16 protein-coding genes and 1 other RNA gene are annotated in these 18080 nt (G+C 66.8%); 5 read left to right on the forward strand and 12 right to left on the reverse strand.

What is annotated here, in order from left to right; all coding sequences use genetic code 11:
* Positions 1–62: 62 nt before the first annotated feature.
* The 4 genes from EV191_RS11590 to EV191_RS11605 all read right to left on the reverse strand — a co-directional run bounded on the left by EV191_RS11590 (position 63) and on the right by EV191_RS11605 (position 3415).
* Positions 63–1742: an ABC transporter substrate-binding protein gene (locus EV191_RS11590; RefSeq protein WP_132876977.1), complete on the reverse strand. Its 1680-nt coding sequence runs from the start codon at positions 1740–1742 to the stop codon at positions 63–65.
* Positions 1743–1856: 114 nt separating this feature from the next.
* Positions 1857–2489: a uridine kinase family protein gene (locus EV191_RS11595; protein ID WP_243658893.1), complete on the reverse strand. Its 633-nt coding sequence runs from the start codon at positions 2487–2489 to the stop codon at positions 1857–1859.
* On the reverse strand, positions 2486–3082 hold the full coding sequence (gene recR, locus EV191_RS11600) for a recombination mediator RecR (RefSeq protein ID WP_132876978.1): 597 nt from the start codon (positions 3080–3082) through the stop codon (positions 2486–2488). Before recR ends, EV191_RS11595 begins: the two co-directional genes overlap by 4 nt.
* Positions 3083–3085: 3 nt before the next feature.
* Positions 3086–3415 (reverse strand): YbaB/EbfC family nucleoid-associated protein, encoded by a 330-nt coding sequence (locus EV191_RS11605; RefSeq protein ID WP_243658919.1) that lies wholly within the window; start codon positions 3413–3415, stop codon positions 3086–3088.
* A 96-nt stretch (positions 3416–3511) separates the two neighbouring features.
* Between EV191_RS11605 and EV191_RS11610 the strand changes: the two genes are divergently transcribed.
* Positions 3512–4342: an N-acetylmuramoyl-L-alanine amidase gene (locus EV191_RS11610; protein ID WP_243658894.1), complete on the forward strand. Its 831-nt coding sequence runs from the start codon at positions 3512–3514 to the stop codon at positions 4340–4342.
* Here the strand turns inward: EV191_RS11610 and EV191_RS11615 are convergent, their stop codons facing one another.
* Complete coding sequence (locus EV191_RS11615; protein WP_132876980.1) at positions 4343–6391, reverse strand: DNA polymerase III subunit gamma and tau; 2049 nt, start codon at positions 6389–6391, stop codon at positions 4343–4345. It lies immediately after the preceding gene.
* A gap of 117 nt (positions 6392–6508) precedes the next feature.
* Here EV191_RS11615 and ffs point away from each other — a divergent pair.
* Positions 6509–6603: signal recognition particle sRNA small type (ffs, locus tag EV191_RS11620), an RNA gene on the forward strand.
* A 7-nt stretch (positions 6604–6610) separates the two neighbouring features.
* Here the strand turns inward: ffs and EV191_RS11625 are convergent.
* From EV191_RS11625 to EV191_RS11640, 4 genes are all read right to left on the reverse strand, one after another.
* A complete protein-coding gene (locus tag EV191_RS11625) occupies positions 6611–7012 on the reverse strand; it encodes an SH3 domain-containing protein (RefSeq protein ID WP_243658895.1) in 402 nt (133 codons plus the stop codon).
* Between the two features lie 98 nt (positions 7013–7110).
* A complete protein-coding gene (locus tag EV191_RS11630; protein WP_132876981.1) occupies positions 7111–8760 on the reverse strand; it encodes a thiamine pyrophosphate-binding protein in 1650 nt (549 codons plus the stop codon).
* Positions 8761–8765: 5 nt separating this feature from the next.
* Positions 8766–9545 carry a cyclase family protein gene (locus tag EV191_RS11635; protein ID WP_132876982.1) on the reverse strand — a complete coding sequence of 260 codons (780 nt, stop codon included), beginning with the start codon at positions 9543–9545 and terminating at the stop codon, positions 8766–8768.
* Positions 9546–9593: 48 nt separating this feature from the next.
* Positions 9594–11219 carry an AMP-binding protein gene (locus EV191_RS11640; protein ID WP_132877153.1) on the reverse strand — a complete coding sequence of 542 codons (1626 nt, stop codon included), beginning with the start codon at positions 11217–11219 and terminating at the stop codon, positions 9594–9596.
* A 166-nt stretch (positions 11220–11385) separates the two neighbouring features.
* Between EV191_RS11640 and EV191_RS11645 the strand changes: the two genes are divergently transcribed.
* Positions 11386–12213, forward strand: coding sequence for an enoyl-CoA hydratase family protein (locus tag EV191_RS11645; RefSeq protein ID WP_132876983.1), 828 nt, complete (start codon positions 11386–11388; stop codon positions 12211–12213).
* A 34-nt stretch (positions 12214–12247) separates the two neighbouring features.
* Here EV191_RS11645 and EV191_RS11650 read toward each other — a convergent pair whose 3' ends face one another.
* The gene (locus tag EV191_RS11650) at positions 12248–13390 is read right to left on the reverse strand and encodes an acyl-CoA dehydrogenase family protein (protein ID WP_243658896.1); all 1143 of its coding nucleotides are present in this window, start codon (positions 13388–13390) and stop codon (positions 12248–12250) included.
* Positions 13383–15764: a bifunctional salicylyl-CoA 5-hydroxylase/oxidoreductase gene (locus EV191_RS11655; protein ID WP_132876985.1), complete on the reverse strand. Its 2382-nt coding sequence runs from the start codon at positions 15762–15764 to the stop codon at positions 13383–13385. Before EV191_RS11655 ends, EV191_RS11650 begins: the two co-directional genes overlap by 8 nt.
* Before the next feature lie 87 nt (positions 15765–15851).
* Between EV191_RS11655 and EV191_RS11660 the strand changes: the two genes are divergently transcribed.
* Together EV191_RS11660 and EV191_RS11665 are read left to right on the forward strand one after the other, a co-directional pair.
* The gene (locus EV191_RS11660) at positions 15852–16625 is read left to right on the forward strand and encodes an SDR family NAD(P)-dependent oxidoreductase (RefSeq protein ID WP_132876986.1); all 774 of its coding nucleotides are present in this window, start codon (positions 15852–15854) and stop codon (positions 16623–16625) included.
* Positions 16622–17029, forward strand: a complete 408-nt coding sequence (locus EV191_RS11665; RefSeq protein ID WP_132876987.1) for a RidA family protein — start codon at positions 16622–16624, stop codon at positions 17027–17029. The genes EV191_RS11660 and EV191_RS11665 overlap by 4 nt, the downstream gene beginning before the upstream one ends.
* 29 nt (positions 17030–17058) lie before the next feature.
* Here the strand turns inward: EV191_RS11665 and EV191_RS11670 are convergent, their stop codons facing one another.
* Positions 17059–17928, reverse strand: a complete 870-nt coding sequence (locus tag EV191_RS11670; protein WP_481557249.1) for a PaaX family transcriptional regulator — start codon at positions 17926–17928, stop codon at positions 17059–17061.
* Positions 17929–18080 lie beyond the last annotated feature (152 nt).

Genomic DNA, 18080 nt, shown 5'->3' on the forward strand with positions numbered 1-18080 from the left:
TCGATACCTTTACCTGCCGTGGTTGGCAGCGCGCCGCACTGCCAACCACGTGCCTGGTGTGCTTACGATTCTTCCACGGTGACCGTGCTGAACCGCTCATCAGTGAGCGGGCTCGGCACGATGCCGTGCACCTTCGGGCTCACCGCGAGCGCAGCCGGCGAGGAGGTGAGCGGGACCGCCGGGATGAACTCGGCGATCTTCTGTGCGGCCTCCTCGTAGTCCTTCTTCTGCTCGGCATCGTCCACAGTGGCATCCGCCCTGCTGAGCGCGTCGAAGATCTCCGGGTTGTTGAAGCCGAACTCGGCCTTCTCCCTGCCGAAGAAGGTGCCGATGAAGTTGCCGGCGTCGCCGTAGTCGCCGGTCCAGCCGAGCAGGTGGATGTCCTGCTTGCCCAACTTCTGCACGTCGTCCTTGAACCCGCCGTTCCACGGCCGCAGCACGGTTTCCACCTTGATGCCGACCTTCTCCAGGTCGTCTGCGATCGCGCCACCCACGGCCTGCGGGTTGGGCAGGTACGGGCGGGACACTTCGGTTGGCACGTAGAACTTCAGCGTCAGGTTCTCCGCGCCGGCTTCCTTCAGCAGCCGCTTGGCGTCTTCCTGGCTGTACGGGAACTTCTCGACGTCCTTGGTGAAGCCGTCCAGCGTGTCGGGCAGGAACTGGTCCCGGCCGGTAGCGCCGCGCGGCAGCTGGTTCTGGGCCAGCTGCTTCTTGTTGATCGCGTACTGGATCGCCTGGCGTACTCGGACATCCTTCAGCTTGGGATTACCTTCCTGGTTGATGCCAAGGTAGAGGATGTTGAAGTTCGGCCTGCTGAGGATTTTCTGACCGTTGTCTTCCAGGCTCTGGTAGTGCGCGGGCGAGGGGAAGTCGTAGGCCTGGATGCTGCCGGCCTCGAGTTCCTGTTTGCGGGCGTTCTCGTCTTCAATGATCTTGAAGACGACCTTGTCCAGTTTGGCCTTTTCGCCCCAGTAGTCATCGTTGCGGACCAGGGTGACCGTGTTGTTCTGCGGCTTGTAGCTCTCGAACTTGAACGGGCCGGTGCCGGTGGGGAACTTGTTCGCATAATCCGAGTAGGAGAACGCGCCGCCGGTCTGGGTAACCTCGTCGGCGTTGTGCTTCTCCATCGCGGTGGGGCTGGAGATGGAGAACGAGGTGAGCCCGAACGCGTCCGGGAAGGCGCCCTTGGCCTTGCCCAGGTTGACCACCGCGGTGTTCTCGCCATCGGCTTCGCAGGACTTGTAGAGCGGCTCGCCGGTGGCGTCGCCCTTGTTCTCCGCGAACCCGCCGAAGACATCGCCGTAGTAGATCGCCTGGCTCTGCGCGGCCGCGCTTGGCAGGTTGTGCCAGCGGTCGAAGTTCGCGCAGACCGCCTCGGCGTTGAAATCGGTCCCGTCGTGGAACTTGACGTCTTCGCGGAGGGTAAACGTCCAGGTCTTGCCTTCGTTGCTGGGCTCCCACTCGGTGGCAAGGCCCGGTTCGAGTTCGGCGGTCCCCGGCTTGTAGGTGATCAACGTGTCGTACATCTGCCGCTGAATGCGGAAGGTCTCGCCATCGTCGTTGAAGATCGGGTCGAAGTTCTTCGGCTTGCCCGCCGCGCCGAAGACCAACGTACCGCCGGACTCACCGCTTCCCGAATCCCCTCGATCGGACTCCGCGCAGGCAGAGACGGAAACCACGAGTGCGCCGGCTAGCCCGATCAGGGCAGCCTTGCGGACCCGCTTTTTACCGGTATGGAGCATCGTTGCTACCCCTTGGCACAGTTCGGTTCTCACGTTGTGGACGCTGACACTAGCCGTTATCCCGCGTTCACTTAAGTGCCAAAGGTTACGATCCTGCTACTAGCCTCGCTGGGGTTATCCCTGGTTTAGGCCAAACGGCCTATGGATCGAGCTGGCCGATTCCAAAACACCAGGTCCGGATATGACCGAATTGGCCCGCTCTGGGGTGTGGTCGACCGCGAACCAACCTTTTTCAAACTCCTGCCAGCGGCGCAGCGGTTCCCGGCAGGCCTCCCCGTCCCGCGCCACGGCGGCGGCCAGCCGGCTCGCCTGGTCACCGCAGCCGACCCAGATCAGCTGGCTCAACTTCGCGGCGATCGAAGCTCGCCCGGCGGAAACCCCCTCGAGCACGAGTACCTCGGGCACCGGCACCCGGACGAAAGCACCCCGTACCGGTTCGCCGTTCGGCCATTCGACACGCTGGTAGCGCCCCGGCAAACCCTGGCTGAGTGGGTCGAGTACCCCAGCGTGCAGCCGGGGCCACCAAGCGACCGGTTGCTCCCAGGTGGCGAAGTCGTCGGTGCGCACGATCCGGACGGCGGACTCCGCCTGGAGGCTTTTCCGTAACTCCGCGGCCAGCGCATCGGCGAAAGTGGACTTACCCGCCCCGGACGGACCGTCCACGGCCACCAACCGGACCCGACCGAGCAGGGCGGGCGCGGCGCGCACGGCACGGGCGATCCCGGCCAGCTCGGCTGGCTCGGTCACAGCGCGCGGCGGCCGGAAAGCGCCCTACCGAGCGTGAGCTCGTCGGCGAACTCCAGGTCGCCGCCCATCGGCAACCCGGAGGCCAGCCGGGTGACGGTGAGCCCAGGGAAATCACGCAGCATGCGAACCAGATAGGTGGCGGTGGCCTCGCCCTCGGTGTTCGGGTCGGTCGCCAGGATCACCTCGGTGATCTCGTCGGTGCCGATCCGCGCCAGCAGCTCACGCATCCGCAGCTGATCGGGGCCGATCCCGGACAACGGATCAAGCGCGCCGCCGAGCACGTGATAGCGCCCCTTGAACTCGCCGGTGCGTTCCACGGCGAGTACGTCCTTTGGTTCTTCGACGACGCAGACCAGCGTGGCGTCCCTGCGCTCGTCCCGGCAGATCCGGCAGCGCTGCTGCTCCGCGACGGTCCCGCAGACCTCGCAGAACGTCACGCCCTCGGCGACCTTGCCAAGTACCTCGCGCAGTCGGTTGATATCCGCAGGATCGGAGTTCAGCAGGTGAAAGGCGATCCGCTGGGCGCTCTTCGGACCGACCCCGGGAAACCGACCGAGCTCGTCGATCAGGTCCTGGACAACTCCCTCGTACACGGCCTACATACCCGGCAGGCCAGGCAGCCCGCCTCCGCCGCCGAGCCCGCCAAGGCCCTCGGCGAGCGGGCCCATCTTCTGCTGGGCAAGCTTCTCCGCGTTCGCGTTGGCGTCGCGCACCGCCGCGACCACGAGATCGGCGAGGGTTTCCGGGTCCTCCGGGTCGACCACCTTCGGGTCGATCACCAGCGACTTCAGTTCGCCGCCGCCGGAAACCGTCGCCGTGACCAGGCCACCACCCGAGCTGCCGTCGACCTCGGCGTCGGCCAGCTCCTGCTGGGCCGAAGCGAACTGCTCCTGCATTTTCTGCGCCTGCTGCAACATTTGCTGCATGTCCGGCATCCCGCCAGGCTGCACCGCGGCTCCTCACTCGTTGGTTTCCTGCGTGGCATCCAGCCTAGTCGGCTTTGGTGTGGCAGCGTGCGCTGCGTGCGTACTCGATTGCTCCGGACGGTCCGCGGCGCGCTCACGCTCGGTTGTGCATTGGCCATAGCCGGTTGCGCCGCGGAAACGCCGTCGGCAACTGATGGTGGCACGAGCGCGGCGACCAGCGCGCCGGCGCCTTCCTCGACCACGAGTAGCCCGCGCGTCACCAGCTCACCGCCCGCGAAACCTGAGCCACTTGTGGTACTCGACCCCGGGCATAACGGGGGAAACGCCGCTGCGCCGGAGCAGATCAACCAGCAGGTGCCCGCCGGTCGGGGCGCGAGCAAGGCCTGCAACACCACTGGAACCGAAACCGATGCCGGCTATCCGGAGCACGCGTTCAACTGGGACGTGACCAACCGGATCGCCCAGGTGCTCGCCGAACGCGGCGTACGGGCACAGCTGACCAGGGGCAGTGACGAGGGCGTCGGCCCGTGTGTGGACCGCAGGGCGGCGATCGGGAACCAGTCCGAGGTGGCCGCGGTGGTATCGGTGCACGCGGACGGTTCGACCTCGCCGCAGGCCCACGGATTCCATATCGCCTATTCGGACCCGCCGCTGAACGCCGCGCAGCGCGGACCGGCGCGGGAGCTGGCCGAAGCGATGCGGGACGGGATGCGCGACAGTGGCCTGCCGATCTCGGACTACCTGGGCACGGATGGGCTCGCGCCGCGCGATGACCTTGCCGGGTTGAACCTCGCCGAGCGGCCAGCGGTGCTTGTCGAATGCGGCAATATGCGCAATCCGCAGGAGGCGGCGGCCTTCAGCAGCGAGCAGGGCAGGCAGCGCTACGCCGAGGCCATCGCGAACGGCATCCTCGGCTACCTGGGTTAGCTACTCGTCGAGCGGGCGGGCGCCAAGTTGGTCGGAAAGCAACTGCTGCACGTCGATCGCGCCACCGCCGAGCGAGGGACCGCTCGGTGCTGGGCTTGCCGGGGGTTCCGTACTGACCGGCGTGGGACTGGGCGCGCTTGCTCGCGGCGGGCTGGCCGGTGGCTCGTACTCGTCCGGCTCCGGTTCGGGCGGTAGCGGGATATCGTCGTCCGGCTGGCTGCGCGGCGCGGGTTTTGCTGGTTGCGGCTGGGCCTGCGGTGTCGGCGGCGCGGGCGGCGGTTCGGGTGCCGCCGCCGGTGCTGGACGCTCCGGTGGCGGTTGCGGTGCGCGGGCCGGCTGCGCGGGGGCCGCACTGGCTGCCGGTGGACTGGCAGGCTTCGCCGTTCCCGAGCCCGAGGTGCGTGCCGAATCCGCCTGGTCCGCGGGGACGCAGCGCACCTGCCACTGGCCGCCGAGTACTTCGGCGAGCGCCTTCGCGATGACGTCCACATTGCGCGGTTCGGAAAGCCGCCTGGCCAGCGGGGCCGCGGTATGCGTCAGGATCACCGTGTCGTTCTCCACGGCGTGCACGCTCGCGTTGGTCATCATCGCTTCGGTGCTACGGCTGGACTTGCGGATCACGCCGAGTAGATCGGACCACACCCGCCGGACCGCCGTGGCATCCAGCGCCCCCGGCGTTTCCGGTGTCTCGGCCGCAGCTGGCTCGGCGGCCGGCTGCGGTGTCGGCTCAGGTGGGGCGGGTTCAGGCTGGGCCGGCTGAGCTGGGGCCGGTGCCGGCGCGGCGGGCTTTGCCTCGGGCGCCGGCCGCGTCCGAGGCGCTGGCTCGGCTGACCGCGCCGTCCGGGCCTCCGGTTGGGCTGGCTCCTCAGCAGCCGAAGCGCTGCCCGATACGGTCAGCCGGCGCTCCAATCGATCCATCCGGTGGCGCAGCCCAGCCTCGGACTCGTCCGTCGCCGGCAGCAGCATGCGCGCGCAGAGCAGTTCGAGCAGCAACCGGGGCGCGGTCGCGCCGCGCATCTCGGTCAACCCCGTGTGCACGATATCGGCGCAGCGGGACAGGGTGCCGGCGTCCAGCCGCTGCACCTGCTGCTGCATCCGGGTGAGTTGATCCTCCGGTGCGTCCACCAGACCGCGCCCGGCGGCATCCGGGACCGCGCGCAGCAGCACCAGATCCCGTAGCCGGTCGAGTAGGTCCGCGGCGAACCGGCGTGGGTCGTGCCCAGCCTCGACGAGCTTGTGCACGGTGTCGTAAATGGCCGCGCCATCGGCCACCGCGAGACCGTCGATCACATCGTCGATCAGCGCCGAATCGGTGACCCCGAGCAACGCGATGGCCCGATCGTAGGTAACGCCCTGGCTGCCGGCGCCGGCAAGCAACTGGTCGAGCACGGACTGGGTATCCCGCGCCGAGCCGCCACCGGCCCGCACCACCAGCGGCAGTACCGCGGGCTCGACCGGTACCCCCTCGGCCGCGCAGTTGCGCTCGAGTAGTTCGCGCATCGCGCCGGGCGGGATCAGCCGGAACGGGTAGTGGTGGGTACGCGAGCGGATGGTGTTCAGCACCTTGTCCGGCTCGGTGGTGGCGAAGATGAAGATCAGGTGTTCCGGCGGCTCTTCGACGATCTTCAGCAGGGCGTTGAAGCCCTGCGTGGTGACCATATGCGCCTCATCGATGATGAACACCCGGTAGCGGGACTCCGCTGGGGTGAAAAAGGCGCGGTCCCGAAGGTCGCGGGCATCGTCCACGCCACCGTGGCTGGCCGCGTCGAGCTCGACCACGTCGACACTGCCGGGCCCCTCCGGCGCGAGCGCAATACACGAGCCGCATTCGCCACACGGATCCGCGGTCGGGCCCTGCACGCAGTTGAGTGACCGGGCCAGGATGCGTGCGCTGGAGGTTTTCCCGCAGCCGCGCGGGCCGGAGAACAGGTACGCGTGATTGACCCGACCGGCCGCCAGCGCGGTGCGCAGCGGTTCGGTGACATGCTCCTGGCCGACGACCTCGGCGAAGGTCGCCGGACGGTACTTGCGGTAAAGGGCGAGTGCCACGCCGCGAGACTACCGGTAACCATCGCGGGGATGCGCGCTGCCTCGCGCGATCGGCCAAGCAGCCAGCGTGCGAGGCCACCCAGCGCGCGAGGCAGCGAGCAGAAGGTTTACACTGAACGTGGACCCCGTGCGGCGTTCATCTCGCGAACCTCCCCAGGGCCGGAAGGCAGCAAGGATAAGCGTGCTCTGTCGGGTGCACGGGGTCCCCTCTTTTGTGCGCTATTCCCGGAAGGCGGCGCAGGCCACCGCGACGTAGGCCTTCTCCGGTGCTCGCCAGGCGACCTCCGCCCAGCGGTTATCGGTCACCTGCTTGTTGTTCGCTCCCACGCAGGAGTATTCCTCGCCGACGACATAGGGGGCGCACGGCGAATCACCGTCGGCTTGCACGCAGGTCGTGTAGTTCGCACAGGTGAGCGTGATCAGTGCCTGGTACGAAGTGGACGGACCGGTGCGCACGTTGAGCTTGCAGTCGTTGTTTTCCGTGGCGTGCACTAAGGCTGGTTCGGCCGCGGATGGCTCAGGGGTAGTGGTCGCGCTCGCTGGCGCGGCTACCAGCAACAGTGTCATCAGCGCGCCCGCCAAAAGAGCGAAAGCCTTGCCAAACAACGATCTTCCGGTCACCTGATCTCCTCCTTGCTCGGCTGGAATACCGATCAAGGACCTTAGCGAACAAGATTAGGCACGGCGTTCGCTTGATCGGATGATCCGGTCCTCGGTTCTCAGTGCCCGTGGAACGCCTCGGCCAACCACCAGGCGCCGCCATCGGAGGCGATCTTGGCGTCCAGTACCAGTGGCGCGGACCGGTCTCCGGCCAGCCAGTCACGCAGCGCCCCGAGATCATCCGGGTTGCGCACGGTCGCCGCGGTGCAGCCGAAGCCGCGTGCGATCGCGGCGATATCGGTATCCGGGAAGCGCACGGTGCTCAGCGAGTCCTCGTCGGCGTCGAGGAAATGATGCACCTCGGCGCCGTAGGCGGCATCGTTGTACACCACGACGACAAGCGGCAGGCCGAGTCGCACCGCGGTCTCCAGTTCGGCGATGGACATATGGAACCCGCCGTCGCCGAGCGCGGCGATGGGTAGCCGGTCCGGCACCGCGAGCGCCGCGCCGATCGCGGTGGCCAGCCCGAGGCCAATCGACTGAAAGCCTTGGGTGAAGCAGAATCCGTGCTTGTCCGGCACCCTGAGGTAGGCACTCGGGTACCCCATGAAGTTGCCGGAATCCACCGCGAGTACCCGTTCCGCCGGGAGCAGGTCATCAAGCAGCACGCTGAGCGTGCGCGGGTCGATCCGATCTGGCTCGGTGAGTTCGATGTAGGGCACGTCCCGCCAACGTGCCTCGGCCTTGATCCGCTCGCCGATCCCGGCCCTGCGGTAACCGGTGGCCTGCTGGGCCCAGTCACGCAGATCGCGGTGGGTGGCAAGCGCGGTGGCCGCGACATCGCCGAGCAGGCCAAGGTCGATCGGTCGGTGTGCGCCGAGCGCGGCTGGTTCAATGTCTACTTGCGCCACTTTGGCCGCCGGTCCGATCAGTTTGCCGTGCCGCATCGTCCACATGTTCAGCGCGCAGCCCCAGCCGACGACCAGATCCGCGTTCGCGATCAGCTCCGCGGCAAGCGGTGAGGCGAACCCGCCGGATATCCCGATCGACCATTCGTCCTTTTCGAACAGTCCATTTGCTACTGCCGAAGTGCTGAGTAACGCGCCGCAGTGCGCGGCGAGCATCCGCAGCGGTTCGGCGGCCTCGCGCGCACCGCGCCCGGCGACGAAAACCGGCCGCTCCGCGTTCGCCAGCAGTTCGGCCAGCTCGGCTATCCTGGCCGGGTCCGGTTCGACGTACGGGGTAAGCCAGTCGACCGAGGGGCGTGGCCGGTCGGGTGGTGCTTGCAGTTCCTGCACATCCAGTGGGAGGTTCAACACCACGGTGCGCCGTTGCTCGACCGCGGTGCGAAACGCCCGTACGGTGTCGGCGAAAGCGCTGGCCGCCGAGTGCACCCGCTCGGCAACCGCGCCAACCGAGCGTGCGGCCGCGTCCTGGTCGATCCGGAAGTTCGAGAGCACGGCCGAACCGGCGGTATCCGCGGCAAGAACCAACAACGGAGTGCGGCTCTTGGCTGCCTCGCCGATCCCGGTGAGCGCGTTGGTCAAGCCACAACCCTGGTGCACCGTGACCACGGCTGGCTGGTCGCGGGTGCGCACATAGGCATCTGCCATCGTCGCCGCGCCGCCTTCGTGCCGGCAGGCGGTAAACGGTACTCCCGCGGCCCGCAAGGCATTGGTGACGTGGAAGTTTCCGCTGCCGACCACGCCGAAGGCATGCCGTACACCCAGTTCGGCAAGCACCTCGCCGACCAGTTCGGCCACCCGCATGCCGCTCAGCCCTCCCGTTCGACGAGCGCGTACACCCGTGCCGGGCTGCCGGAACCGCCGACGATGGGTAGCGGGGAGACGATCAGTAGTGCGCCGGTTGCCGGGACCGAAGCCAGGTTCTGCAACTGGGTCAGCCCGTACTTGCCCGCACCGAGTAGCAGTTCGTGGCAGGGGAACGCGGGATCGAGTTCGGGGGCCCTGCCCGCGTCGGTGCCGACGGTCTCTACGCCGAATCCGGCGATCGCGGTTTCCTCGGCCAGCCAGCGCGCGCATTCGGCGGACACACCAGGGGTATGCGAGCCCTGCTCATCCGCGTTCAGGAACCGTTCGGCATCGGTCGACCGGGTATCCCAACCGGTGCGGTAAAGCAACCAGCCGCCCTCCGGAAGCGATCCGTGCTCGGCTTCCCACGCCCGCACGTCCGCGATTTCCAGCAGGAAGTCCGGGTTCGTCGCCGCCTGTGCGGAAAAATCGAGCACTACCGCGGGCGCCACCAGTTGGCCGAGCGGGATCTGCGCGACGTCCAGCCCATCCTTGCCGGAAACCCAGTGATTCGGCGCGTCCACATGCGTACCGGTGTGCTCGCCGGTGTGGATGTTGTTCCAGTACCAGCGCGGCCCGCGCTCGTCGTACCGGCTGATCTCCTCGAGCTGAAAGCCGATCGTGTTGGCGAACGGCTCCGGCAGTTGCAACACCGGGGTGCCTTCGGTCAACGGCGCGGTGAGGTCGACGATCTCGAGCCGGCCGGTACGGATCGCGGTGTTCAGCTCGGTGAGCAGCGACATATCGCCTTCTCCTGCCTGTGGGTGCCGTCCGGTTGGTCGGCGTCAAGACTATCCGGTCACGGTGGTGGCGCTTTCCCTGAGCGCGAAGCGTTTGACCTTGCCGGTGGATGTTCGGGGCAGGGCTTCGATGAACTCGATCCGGCGCGGATACTTGTACGGGGAGATCGCCTGCTTCACGAACGCTTGCAGCTCGTTGGCCATGGCTGGCCCGGCGTTGGCGGTTTCGTTGAGCACGACATAGGCGGTCACCAGCGCGCCACGCTGCTCGTCCGGGGTGCCGATCACCGCGCATTCCAGTACATCGGGATGCGCGGCCAGTGCCTCCTCGACTTCCGGCGCCGCGATGTTGTAGCCGGCGGAGATGATCATGTCGTCGCTGCGTGCCTGGTACCAGAAGTAGCCTTCCGCGTCTCGAATGTAGGTATCGCCGGTGATGTTCCAACCTTCGACCACGTAGTTGGGTTGCCGGTCGCCGGCGAGATAGCGGCAGCCGGTTGGGCCGCGAACGGCTAGCCGGCCGGCCACTCCGTCCGGTACCTCCTGTCCAGCCTCGTCCAGGATCCGCGCTTGGTATCCGGGCACCGCCTGCCCGGTGGCGCCCGGTCGGATCCGTTCGTCGGCCGAGCTGATGAACACGTGCAGCATCTCGGTCGAGCCAATGCCGTCGATGATGCGCAGGCCGGTCAGCCGGTCGAATTCTCGCCAGACCGCTTCGGGCAGGTGTTCGCCGGCCGATACACAGCGGCGCAGGCTGGCCAGCCGCGGCGCCTTGCCCGCGGCGAGCATCGCTTTGTACGCGGTGGGCGCGGTGAACAGCACGGTGACCCGGTGGGCCGCGATCGCCTCGGCGAGCTCGGTGGGGGAGACCCGTTCCAGCAACAGGGTGGTTGCACCGCGGCGCATCGGGAATACCACCAGCCCGCCGAGGCCGAAGGTGAAACCAACCGGCGGGGTGCCGGTGAACAGATCGCCCGGTTCGGTGCGCAGTACGTGCTTGCCGAAGGTATCCGCGATGGCCAGTACGTCGCGGTGGAAATGCATGGTGATCTTGGGTTTGCCGGTGGTGCCCGAGGTTGCGGCCAGCAGCGCGACGTCGTCGGCCGCGGTCTGCACCGCGACGAACTCGCCGGATTTGTCGGCGCACCTGGCGGAAAGCCCGTTCGCGCTGTCCGTTCCGTAGCTGAGCACCGGTGTTCCGGGGAGCTCGGCCGCGAGTAGATCGTCGAGAAAGCGGTGGTCACTGATCGCGATGCTGGGCTTGGTGAGTACGCCGAGCGCGGTCAATTCATTCGGTCGCAGCAGCGGCATGGTGGTCACGACGACGCCGCCGGCCTTGAGTACGCCGAGCCAGCAGGCGACCAGCCACGGATTGTTCGGCCCGCGCAGCAGTACGCGATTGCCTGGCACCAGCGCGAAATCCTCGGTGAGTACCTGGGCAATCTGGTTCGCGCGTTGCCGTACCTCGGCATATGTCCAGCTCTCGGTTGTCGAGCGCAGGCATGGCCGCTGGGCGCCGTGAGCGGCGATCGTGTCGTCAAGCAGCGCTTCCGCGCAGTTGAGCTGTGCTGGATAAGCCAGCTCCGGCAGTTCGAACGTGAACTCCGGCCATTGCGCGGCGGGTGGTAGCTGGTCCCGGCAGAACGTATCGACGTGAGCGGATGGCGATAACTGCATCACCAGCACTCCCCTCATGAGAACAGGCGGTGACGAGATAACTATCAGTATCTCTGAGTCATGACGACAGTCAAGATCTCGCGATATGTATATCGTGTTTCCGTGACGATAGTTAGTAACGAGTGATAAGGTTTTGTGGCCAAGGGAGCCAAGCGGAGGAGTTGGAATGAGCCCGTTTCGCGGATCGGTCCCGTTCACCGAGGACTGGCGGCACTTCCGTTTCGAGCACTCCGCTGGCATCGCGACGCTCACCTTCGACCGTCCGGACAAACTCAACGCGCTCACCTTCGAGGCCTACGCTGACCTGCGGGACCTGCTCGCGGAACTACCACAGCGCGGCGATACCCGAGTACTGGTGCTGCGCGGCAACGGTCGGGCGTTCTGCGCCGGCGGGGATGTCAACGAGATCATCGGCGAAACGCTCGCGATGCGGCCGGACCAACTACTCGAGTTCACCCGGATGACCGGGGAAGTGGTCAAGGCGATGCGCGAGTGCCCGATCCCGATCATCGCGGCATTGCACGGCATGGCAGCCGGTGCCGGTTCGGTACTCGCGCTGGCCGCGGATTTCCGGCTCGGCTCGCACTCCGCGAAGTTCGCCTTCCTGTTCACCAAGGTCGGCCTTTCCGGCGCGGACATGGGTTCGGCATACCTGTTGCCGCGCATTGTTGGCCTGGGCAGGGCCACCCAGTTGCTGATGCTCGGCGACACCATCCGGGCCGAGGAAGCCGAACGCATTGGTCTGCTCAGCCAGCTGGTGCCGGACGAGGAACTGGATGAGGCCGTGCGGCGGCTCGCCACCCGGTTGGCTGAGGGGCCAGCGCAGGGTTACGCGCAGACCAAGGCATTGCTGACCAAGGAACTGGATATGAGTCTCGGCGGGGCGCTGGAACTGGAGGCGATGACCCAGGCGCTGCTGATGAAAACCGAGGACTACGCCGAGTTCCATGCCGCGTTCAACGCCAAACGCGATCCACAATGGCGCGGCCGGTAGCCCCGTCTGACCGCAACCTTTAGGGATCTTGCGGTCAGGTGGATTGCAGCGAGCGGGCGATGATGGTGCGCTGGATGGCCGAGGCGCCCTCGTAGATCCGGGGTGCGCGTACCTCGCGGTACAGGTGCTCGAGCAGATGTCCGCGTTGCAGCGCCCGCGCACCGTGTAGCTGCACCGCCTGGTCGACGACGTACTGCGCCGTTTCCGTCGCGGTCAGTTTGGCCATCGCGGCGCGGGTGCCCACCCCTGGCTCGCCGGCGTCGTAGGCCGCCGCCGCGGCGTAGACCAGCAACCGAGCGGCTTCGGTACGGGTGGCCATGTCCGCCAGCGTGTGCGCCACCGTTTGCTGATCCTGCAGTGGCGCGCCGAAAGCCGTGCGCTCGGCGGTATGCGCGACCGCGGCATCCAGTGCGGCCTGAGCCATGCCGACCGCGAACGCACCGACGCTCGGCCGGAACAGGTCCAGCGTGCGCATCGCGACCCGGAACCCGCGGTCCAGCTCGCCGAGTAGGTCAGCGCGGTGCACCGGAACTCCGTCGAACACCAGCCTGCCGATCGGATGTGGACTGAGCATGTCCAGGTGGTTACCGGAAAGCCCTGGCCGGTCGGCTGGCACCAGGAAGGCGCTGACCCCCTTCGCACCCGCATCGCGGGTCGTCCGCGCGAACACCGTGTAGAAATCCGCCTCGGGCGCGTTGGAGATCCAGATCTTCTCGCCGGTCAGCCGCCAACCGGCACCGTCCGGCTCAGCCGCCAGACCAAGCGCCGCCGCGTCCGAACCGGCCTCCGGTTCGGTCAGCGCGAACGCCGCTACCGCCTCACCGGCGGCCACTGCCGGGATCCAGCGCTGCACCTGTTCCGGGGAACCGGCCTGTAGCACCGGATAGCTGCCCAAGCCCTGTAGCGCGAGCGCGGTCTCCGCCTCGGTGCACTTGGTGGCCAGCGCCTCGCGCAGCAGGCAGAGATCCAGTGCGGCGGCATCGGTGGCCGGCGCGCCCTCCGTGTCCTTTGTGTACAGCCGGGCGAGTAACCCCTGCTGACCCATTTCCTTGAGCAGCGCGCGATTCACCGTGCCGGCCGTGGCACTTTCCGCCAGCGGGCGTAGCTGGGTGGCTGCGAGCTGTTGTACCCAGGTGAAGTACTCCCGCTCCTGCTCGGTCAGTGCGAATCTAGGCACCTGCCGTTCCTTTCCGTTGCGGTAGCCAACGAGCGTGTGCGGTTGCCTGCGCTCCCTCGCGGACCAGTTCCAGCCGGGGCCGCGCCGCATCGGAGCGACCTGCCTGTGGTCTTCTGCTGCCCGCCGCGAACGGCTTCGGCCAGCGGGCACCGTCTCCCGTATAGCCCTGCTCGGCCGCGGCATGCAGCGTCCACTGTGGGTCGTACAGATGCGTGCGGCCGATGGCGCAGAGATCGGCACGCCCGGCGAGGATCAGCGAGTTTACGTCGTCATAGGACGAGATCGCGCCCACGGCGATTACCGCGACACCGTACTTGCGGCCGATCTCGTTGCGGATCCGGTCCGCGTACGGGGTCTGGTAGCTGCGGCCGAAGGCTGGCCGCTCTTCCTTGACCACCTGGCCGGTTGATACGTCGATACCGGCGACGCCGTGTTCGGCAAAGGCTCGTGCGACCTCAACGGCGTCATCGACATCGATCCCCCCGGAATACCAGTCGGTCGCGGAAATGCGCACGGTGATCGGCCGGTCCGCCGGCCAGACTTCGCGGATCGCGTCAAGTACTTCGAGTGGGAACCGCAGCCTGGCGCCCAGCGATCCCCCGTACTTGTCGGTGCGTTTGTTGGTCAGTGGCGAGATGAACGAGGAGAGCAGATATCCGTGGGCGCAGTGCAACTCGAGCACATCGAACCCCGCTCGGGCGGCGGCGGCCGCGCAGGAGACGAACTCGTCCTTGATCCCGGCAAGCTCGGCGATGCTGAGCTCACGCGGTAGCTGGTTGTCCGCACCGTAGCGAATCGCGGAGGGTGCGACCACGTCCCAGTTGCCCTCCGGCAGCGGCTCGTCGATGCCCTCCCACATCAGTTTGGTCGAGCCCTTGCGGCCAGAGTGTCCCAGTTGGACACCGATCTTCGCCGCGCTGTTGGTATGTACGAAGTCGACCACGCGCCGCCAGGATTCTTCCTGTTCCGCGGTGTACAGCCCGGTGCAGCCAGGAGTGATCCTGCCCTGTGCGGATACGCAGACCATCTCCGTCATCACCAGTCCGGCCCCGCCGAGCGCTTTGCTGCCAAGATGCACCAGGTGAAAGTCGCCGGGAACCCCGTCCTGTGCGGAGTACATATCCATTGCGGAGACGACGATCCGGTTGGTTAGTGCCAGCTCGCCGAGCCAGAACGGGTGGAACATGGGTGGGCATTCCGCGGTGGAGGATTGTTGGCGGTCGCTGAACCAGGTATCGGTGTCCGCGACGAACTCGGGGTCCCGCAATCGCAGATTGTCGTAGGTAACCCTGCGGCTGCGGGTGAGCAGGTTGAAGGCGAACTGGGTTGGCTCCTGATCGGCGTACTGCGCGATATTCTCGAACCATTCGAGGCTAGCCTGCGCGGCTCGCTGGGTGGATTCGACCACTGGTCGGCGTTCCTGCTCGTACTCGCGTAGCGCATCCGCGACGGTTTCCTGCTCGCGCAGGCCGGCGGCAAGGGCAAGCGCGTCCTCCATGGCCAGTTTCGTGCCCGAGCCGATGGAGAAGTGCGCGGTATGCGCGGCATCGCCGAGTAGTACGACGTTTTCCGCTCGCCAGTTCGCGCAGCGCACCGTGTTGAAGCTGAGCCATTTCGAGTTGTTGGCGAACACCTGGTGCCCGCCAAGTACATCGCTGAACAGTTCCCTGATCCGCGCGATCGATTGCTCATCGCTGACTCCGGGGGGTAGCTCGGCCGGACTGAGCGCATCGAAACCCGCGCGGCGCCACACATCCTCGGTCATCTCGACGATGAAGGTGCTGGCCTCCGCGCTGTACGGGTAGCCGTGGATCTGCATGATCCCGTACGGGGTTTCCGCGATATAGAACTTGAACGCGTCGAACACCCGGTCGGTGCCCAGCCAGATGTAACGACAGTTGCGGGTATCGGTGCTCGGCTGTAATACCCCGCTGAGTTGTTTACGTATCACCGAGTTTGCCCCGTCGCAGGCGACAACCAGGTCGTAATCGGTGGTGAGCTGGTCCAGCGCGGGCGCCTCGGTGCGGAAGCTGGTGTGCACGCCGAGTTCGGCGCAGCGTTGGCGCAGGATCGCGAGCAGTCGTTTGCGGCTGATCGCCGCGAAGCCGTGTCCGCCGGAGGTGAAAGTGGCACCCCGGTAGTGCACGTCAATATCGTCCCAGCAGGCGAATTCCGCCGCCATCGCTTGGTATACCGCCGGGTCGGCGTGCTCGATTCCGCCAAGAGTCTCGTCCGAGAACACCACACCGAAGCCGAAGGTGTCCGTTGGCGCGTTGCGTTCCCACACGGTGATCTCATCGCGTGGTTGCAGCTGTTTGGCCAGCGCGGCGAAATACAGGCCGGCCGGACCGCCGCCGATAACGGCGATACGCACGGGAACCTCCTCGGTCGGCTTGGCTCTCAGTCGTCAATTTTATGTCGTGTTTGATACGACCGTCAATGAGACGTAATATACGTGGCTATGACGACCAGCCGAACGTGCCTGGTGACCGGCGCGAGCAGGGGAATAGGCCGAAGCGTCGCGCTCGCGCTAGCCGCCGAAGGGCATCGGGTGGCGATCAATGCCAGGGAGCGTGCCGCGCTGGGCGCGGTCGAAGGCGAACTGGCTGAACTGGGGCGCGCTGAACTGGGGCTCGCCGTGCCCGGAGACGTGACCCAGCCTGGTGCGGCCGAGACCACGCTCGATGCGGTGGAACGCCGTTGGGGCGCGGTTGAGGTACTTGTGCTTGCCGCTGGGGTGGCCAGTTCCGCGCCGCTGGCGCGAACCACGGATGCCGAATGGGAACGGACGCTTGCGGTGAACCTCACCGCGCCGTTTCAGTTTCTGAAACGCGCGGCTCCGGTGATGGCCGAGCGGGGTTGGGGTCGGATCGTGGTGATCGCGTCGATGGCGGCGAAACGTGGCGATCCGTATGTCAGTGCCTATACGGCGAGCAAGCATGGGGTGCTCGGGCTGGTGCGTTCGGCGGCGACCGAGCTCGCGCGTAGCGGGGTGACGGTGAACGCGGTCTGCCCGGGGTATGTGGACACCCAGCTGACCGCGGACACCATCGCCGGGATCAGTGCGAGCACCGGGCGTAGCGCGCAGCAGGCGCGAGAAGCTCTGGAGCGAATGCACCCGATCCGCCGGTTGATCACACCCGACGAGGTTGCCGAGGCGGTGCTGGCCTGTGTACGGAATCCGGCGATGACCGGGCAGGGCATCAATGTGGACGGAGGGGCGTGCCAGTCATGACCATCGAGCCGATCAATCCGGCGGAACTCGCGAAGCCATCGGGGTTCTCGCACGCGGTGTCCGTGCGGGACGCGCGGCAGGTCTACCTCGCTGGCCAGACCGGAATGGACCCGGCCGGCGCGATCGTCGCGGGCGGGGTGGTCGCGCAGTTTGAGCAGGCGCTGGGCAACCTGCTTACCGCGTTACGCGCGGCGGGTGGGCAGCCGGCTCATCTGGTGCAACTGACGATCTACATCGTGGACATACCGGATTACCAGCGGCATGCGAAGGAAATCGGCGCGGTATGGCGCAGGCTTATCGGTGCGCATTACCCGGCAACGGCGGGGATCGGCGTAAGCCGGCTGTGGGATACCGAGGCGCTGGTCGAGGTGCAGGGCACCGCCGCGCTGCCGCTAGATGACTGACCACGGTTAGCCCGCGAAACGGTGGCGTCTCAGCCCGCCTGGCCGGAAACCAGTTCGGTCACATGTGCGTGCGCGTGCTCAGCTAGATCCTCTCGCAAGGCGAAGAACAGCTCGGTCGCCCGCATGCCAACCCAGTCCCGTGGCAGCAGCTCGGCGGGTAGACCAGGGTCCAGGTACGGCAGTCGTCGCCAGTCGGTGAGTGCCCGTACATAGTCGGCGAATGCCTCTTGTGCCTTGGGTGTCCGGCGCCGCCGCCAGCGCCGTTGCACCGGTACATACACCTGGAGGAATTCCTCGTAGAGCGTGGCCAGTTGCTCGAGGTCCCACCACTGGGCGACCTTGTCCGGCAGCGCGCCGAAAGCCTTGTGCTCGGCGTGAAACACGTCCGCGTACCCGCTGAGCTCGTATCGTTCGAGCATGCTGATCGTCGCCGCGCGCAGATGCGCTGGTGCGATCCACACGCCCGGCGCGGTGTTTCCGAAACCGAGTTTGGTCAGCTGGCTGCGTAGTACATGCCGTTTGTGCCGGTCGGACTCCGGCACCGAGAACGTGGCGAGTACCCAGCCGTCGGAAAGGGCCGCGCGCTGGCCGCCGAAGATCCGCTCATCACCCTCGCGGAGAATCTCGCGTGCTTCGGCGGATAGCTCGTAGCCCGCGGCGCCGCCGCGTTTACTGGCCACCAGGATGCCCCTGCGCTTGAGCCGCGAGATCGAGGAGCGCACCGCTGGCTCGTCCACCTCGAGATCGGCGAGCAGGCTGACCAGTGCGGCGACCGAAAGCCAGCCGTCCGACTCCCGCGCGTAAAGGCCGTAAACGGTTACGATCAGGTGGCGCGGCTGCGGCGCTTTGCCCATCGGTTCCCGCGCCGCCACCTCGTCGGCTATCGCTCCGGTCGTCACGAAAACACGATAGCAATGCGGCGTTGGGCGCCGAAAAATCGCAGGGTAGCCGGGCCGTCGGCGGCGAAGCGGCATAATGGCAGTACGCGCCCGACCGCGCGTAGCACTGCCGCCAGCGGTGCTCGGACCCGATGCAGCGTGGAGTGATCCGA

This window comes from Tamaricihabitans halophyticus (assembly GCF_004340875.1).
In the GTDB taxonomy this organism is placed as follows: domain Bacteria; phylum Actinomycetota; class Actinomycetes; order Mycobacteriales; family Pseudonocardiaceae; genus Tamaricihabitans; species Tamaricihabitans halophyticus.

Excerpts from the sequence above, each read along its gene's own strand:
- EV191_RS11630 (WP_132876981.1), bottom strand. The coding sequence starts at position 8,760 with ATGCGGGTGGCCGAACTGGTCGGCGAGGTGCTTGCCGAACTGGGTGTA.
- EV191_RS11660 (WP_132876986.1), top strand. The coding sequence starts at position 15,852 with ATGACGACCAGCCGAACGTGCCTGGTGACCGGCGCGAGCAGGGGAATA.
- EV191_RS11635 (WP_132876982.1), bottom strand. The coding sequence starts at position 9,545 with ATGTCGCTGCTCACCGAGCTGAACACCGCGATCCGTACCGGCCGGCTC.
- EV191_RS11665 (WP_132876987.1), top strand. The coding sequence starts at position 16,622 with ATGACCATCGAGCCGATCAATCCGGCGGAACTCGCGAAGCCATCGGGG.
- EV191_RS11645 (WP_132876983.1), top strand. The coding sequence starts at position 11,386 with ATGAGCCCGTTTCGCGGATCGGTCCCGTTCACCGAGGACTGGCGGCAC.
- EV191_RS11590 (WP_132876977.1), bottom strand. The coding sequence starts at position 1,742 with ATGCTCCATACCGGTAAAAAGCGGGTCCGCAAGGCTGCCCTGATCGGG.
- EV191_RS11605 (WP_243658919.1), bottom strand. The coding sequence starts at position 3,415 with ATGCAGCAAATGTTGCAGCAGGCGCAGAAAATGCAGGAGCAGTTCGCT.
- EV191_RS11640 (WP_132877153.1), bottom strand. The coding sequence starts at position 11,219 with ATGCAGTTATCGCCATCCGCTCACGTCGATACGTTCTGCCGGGACCAG.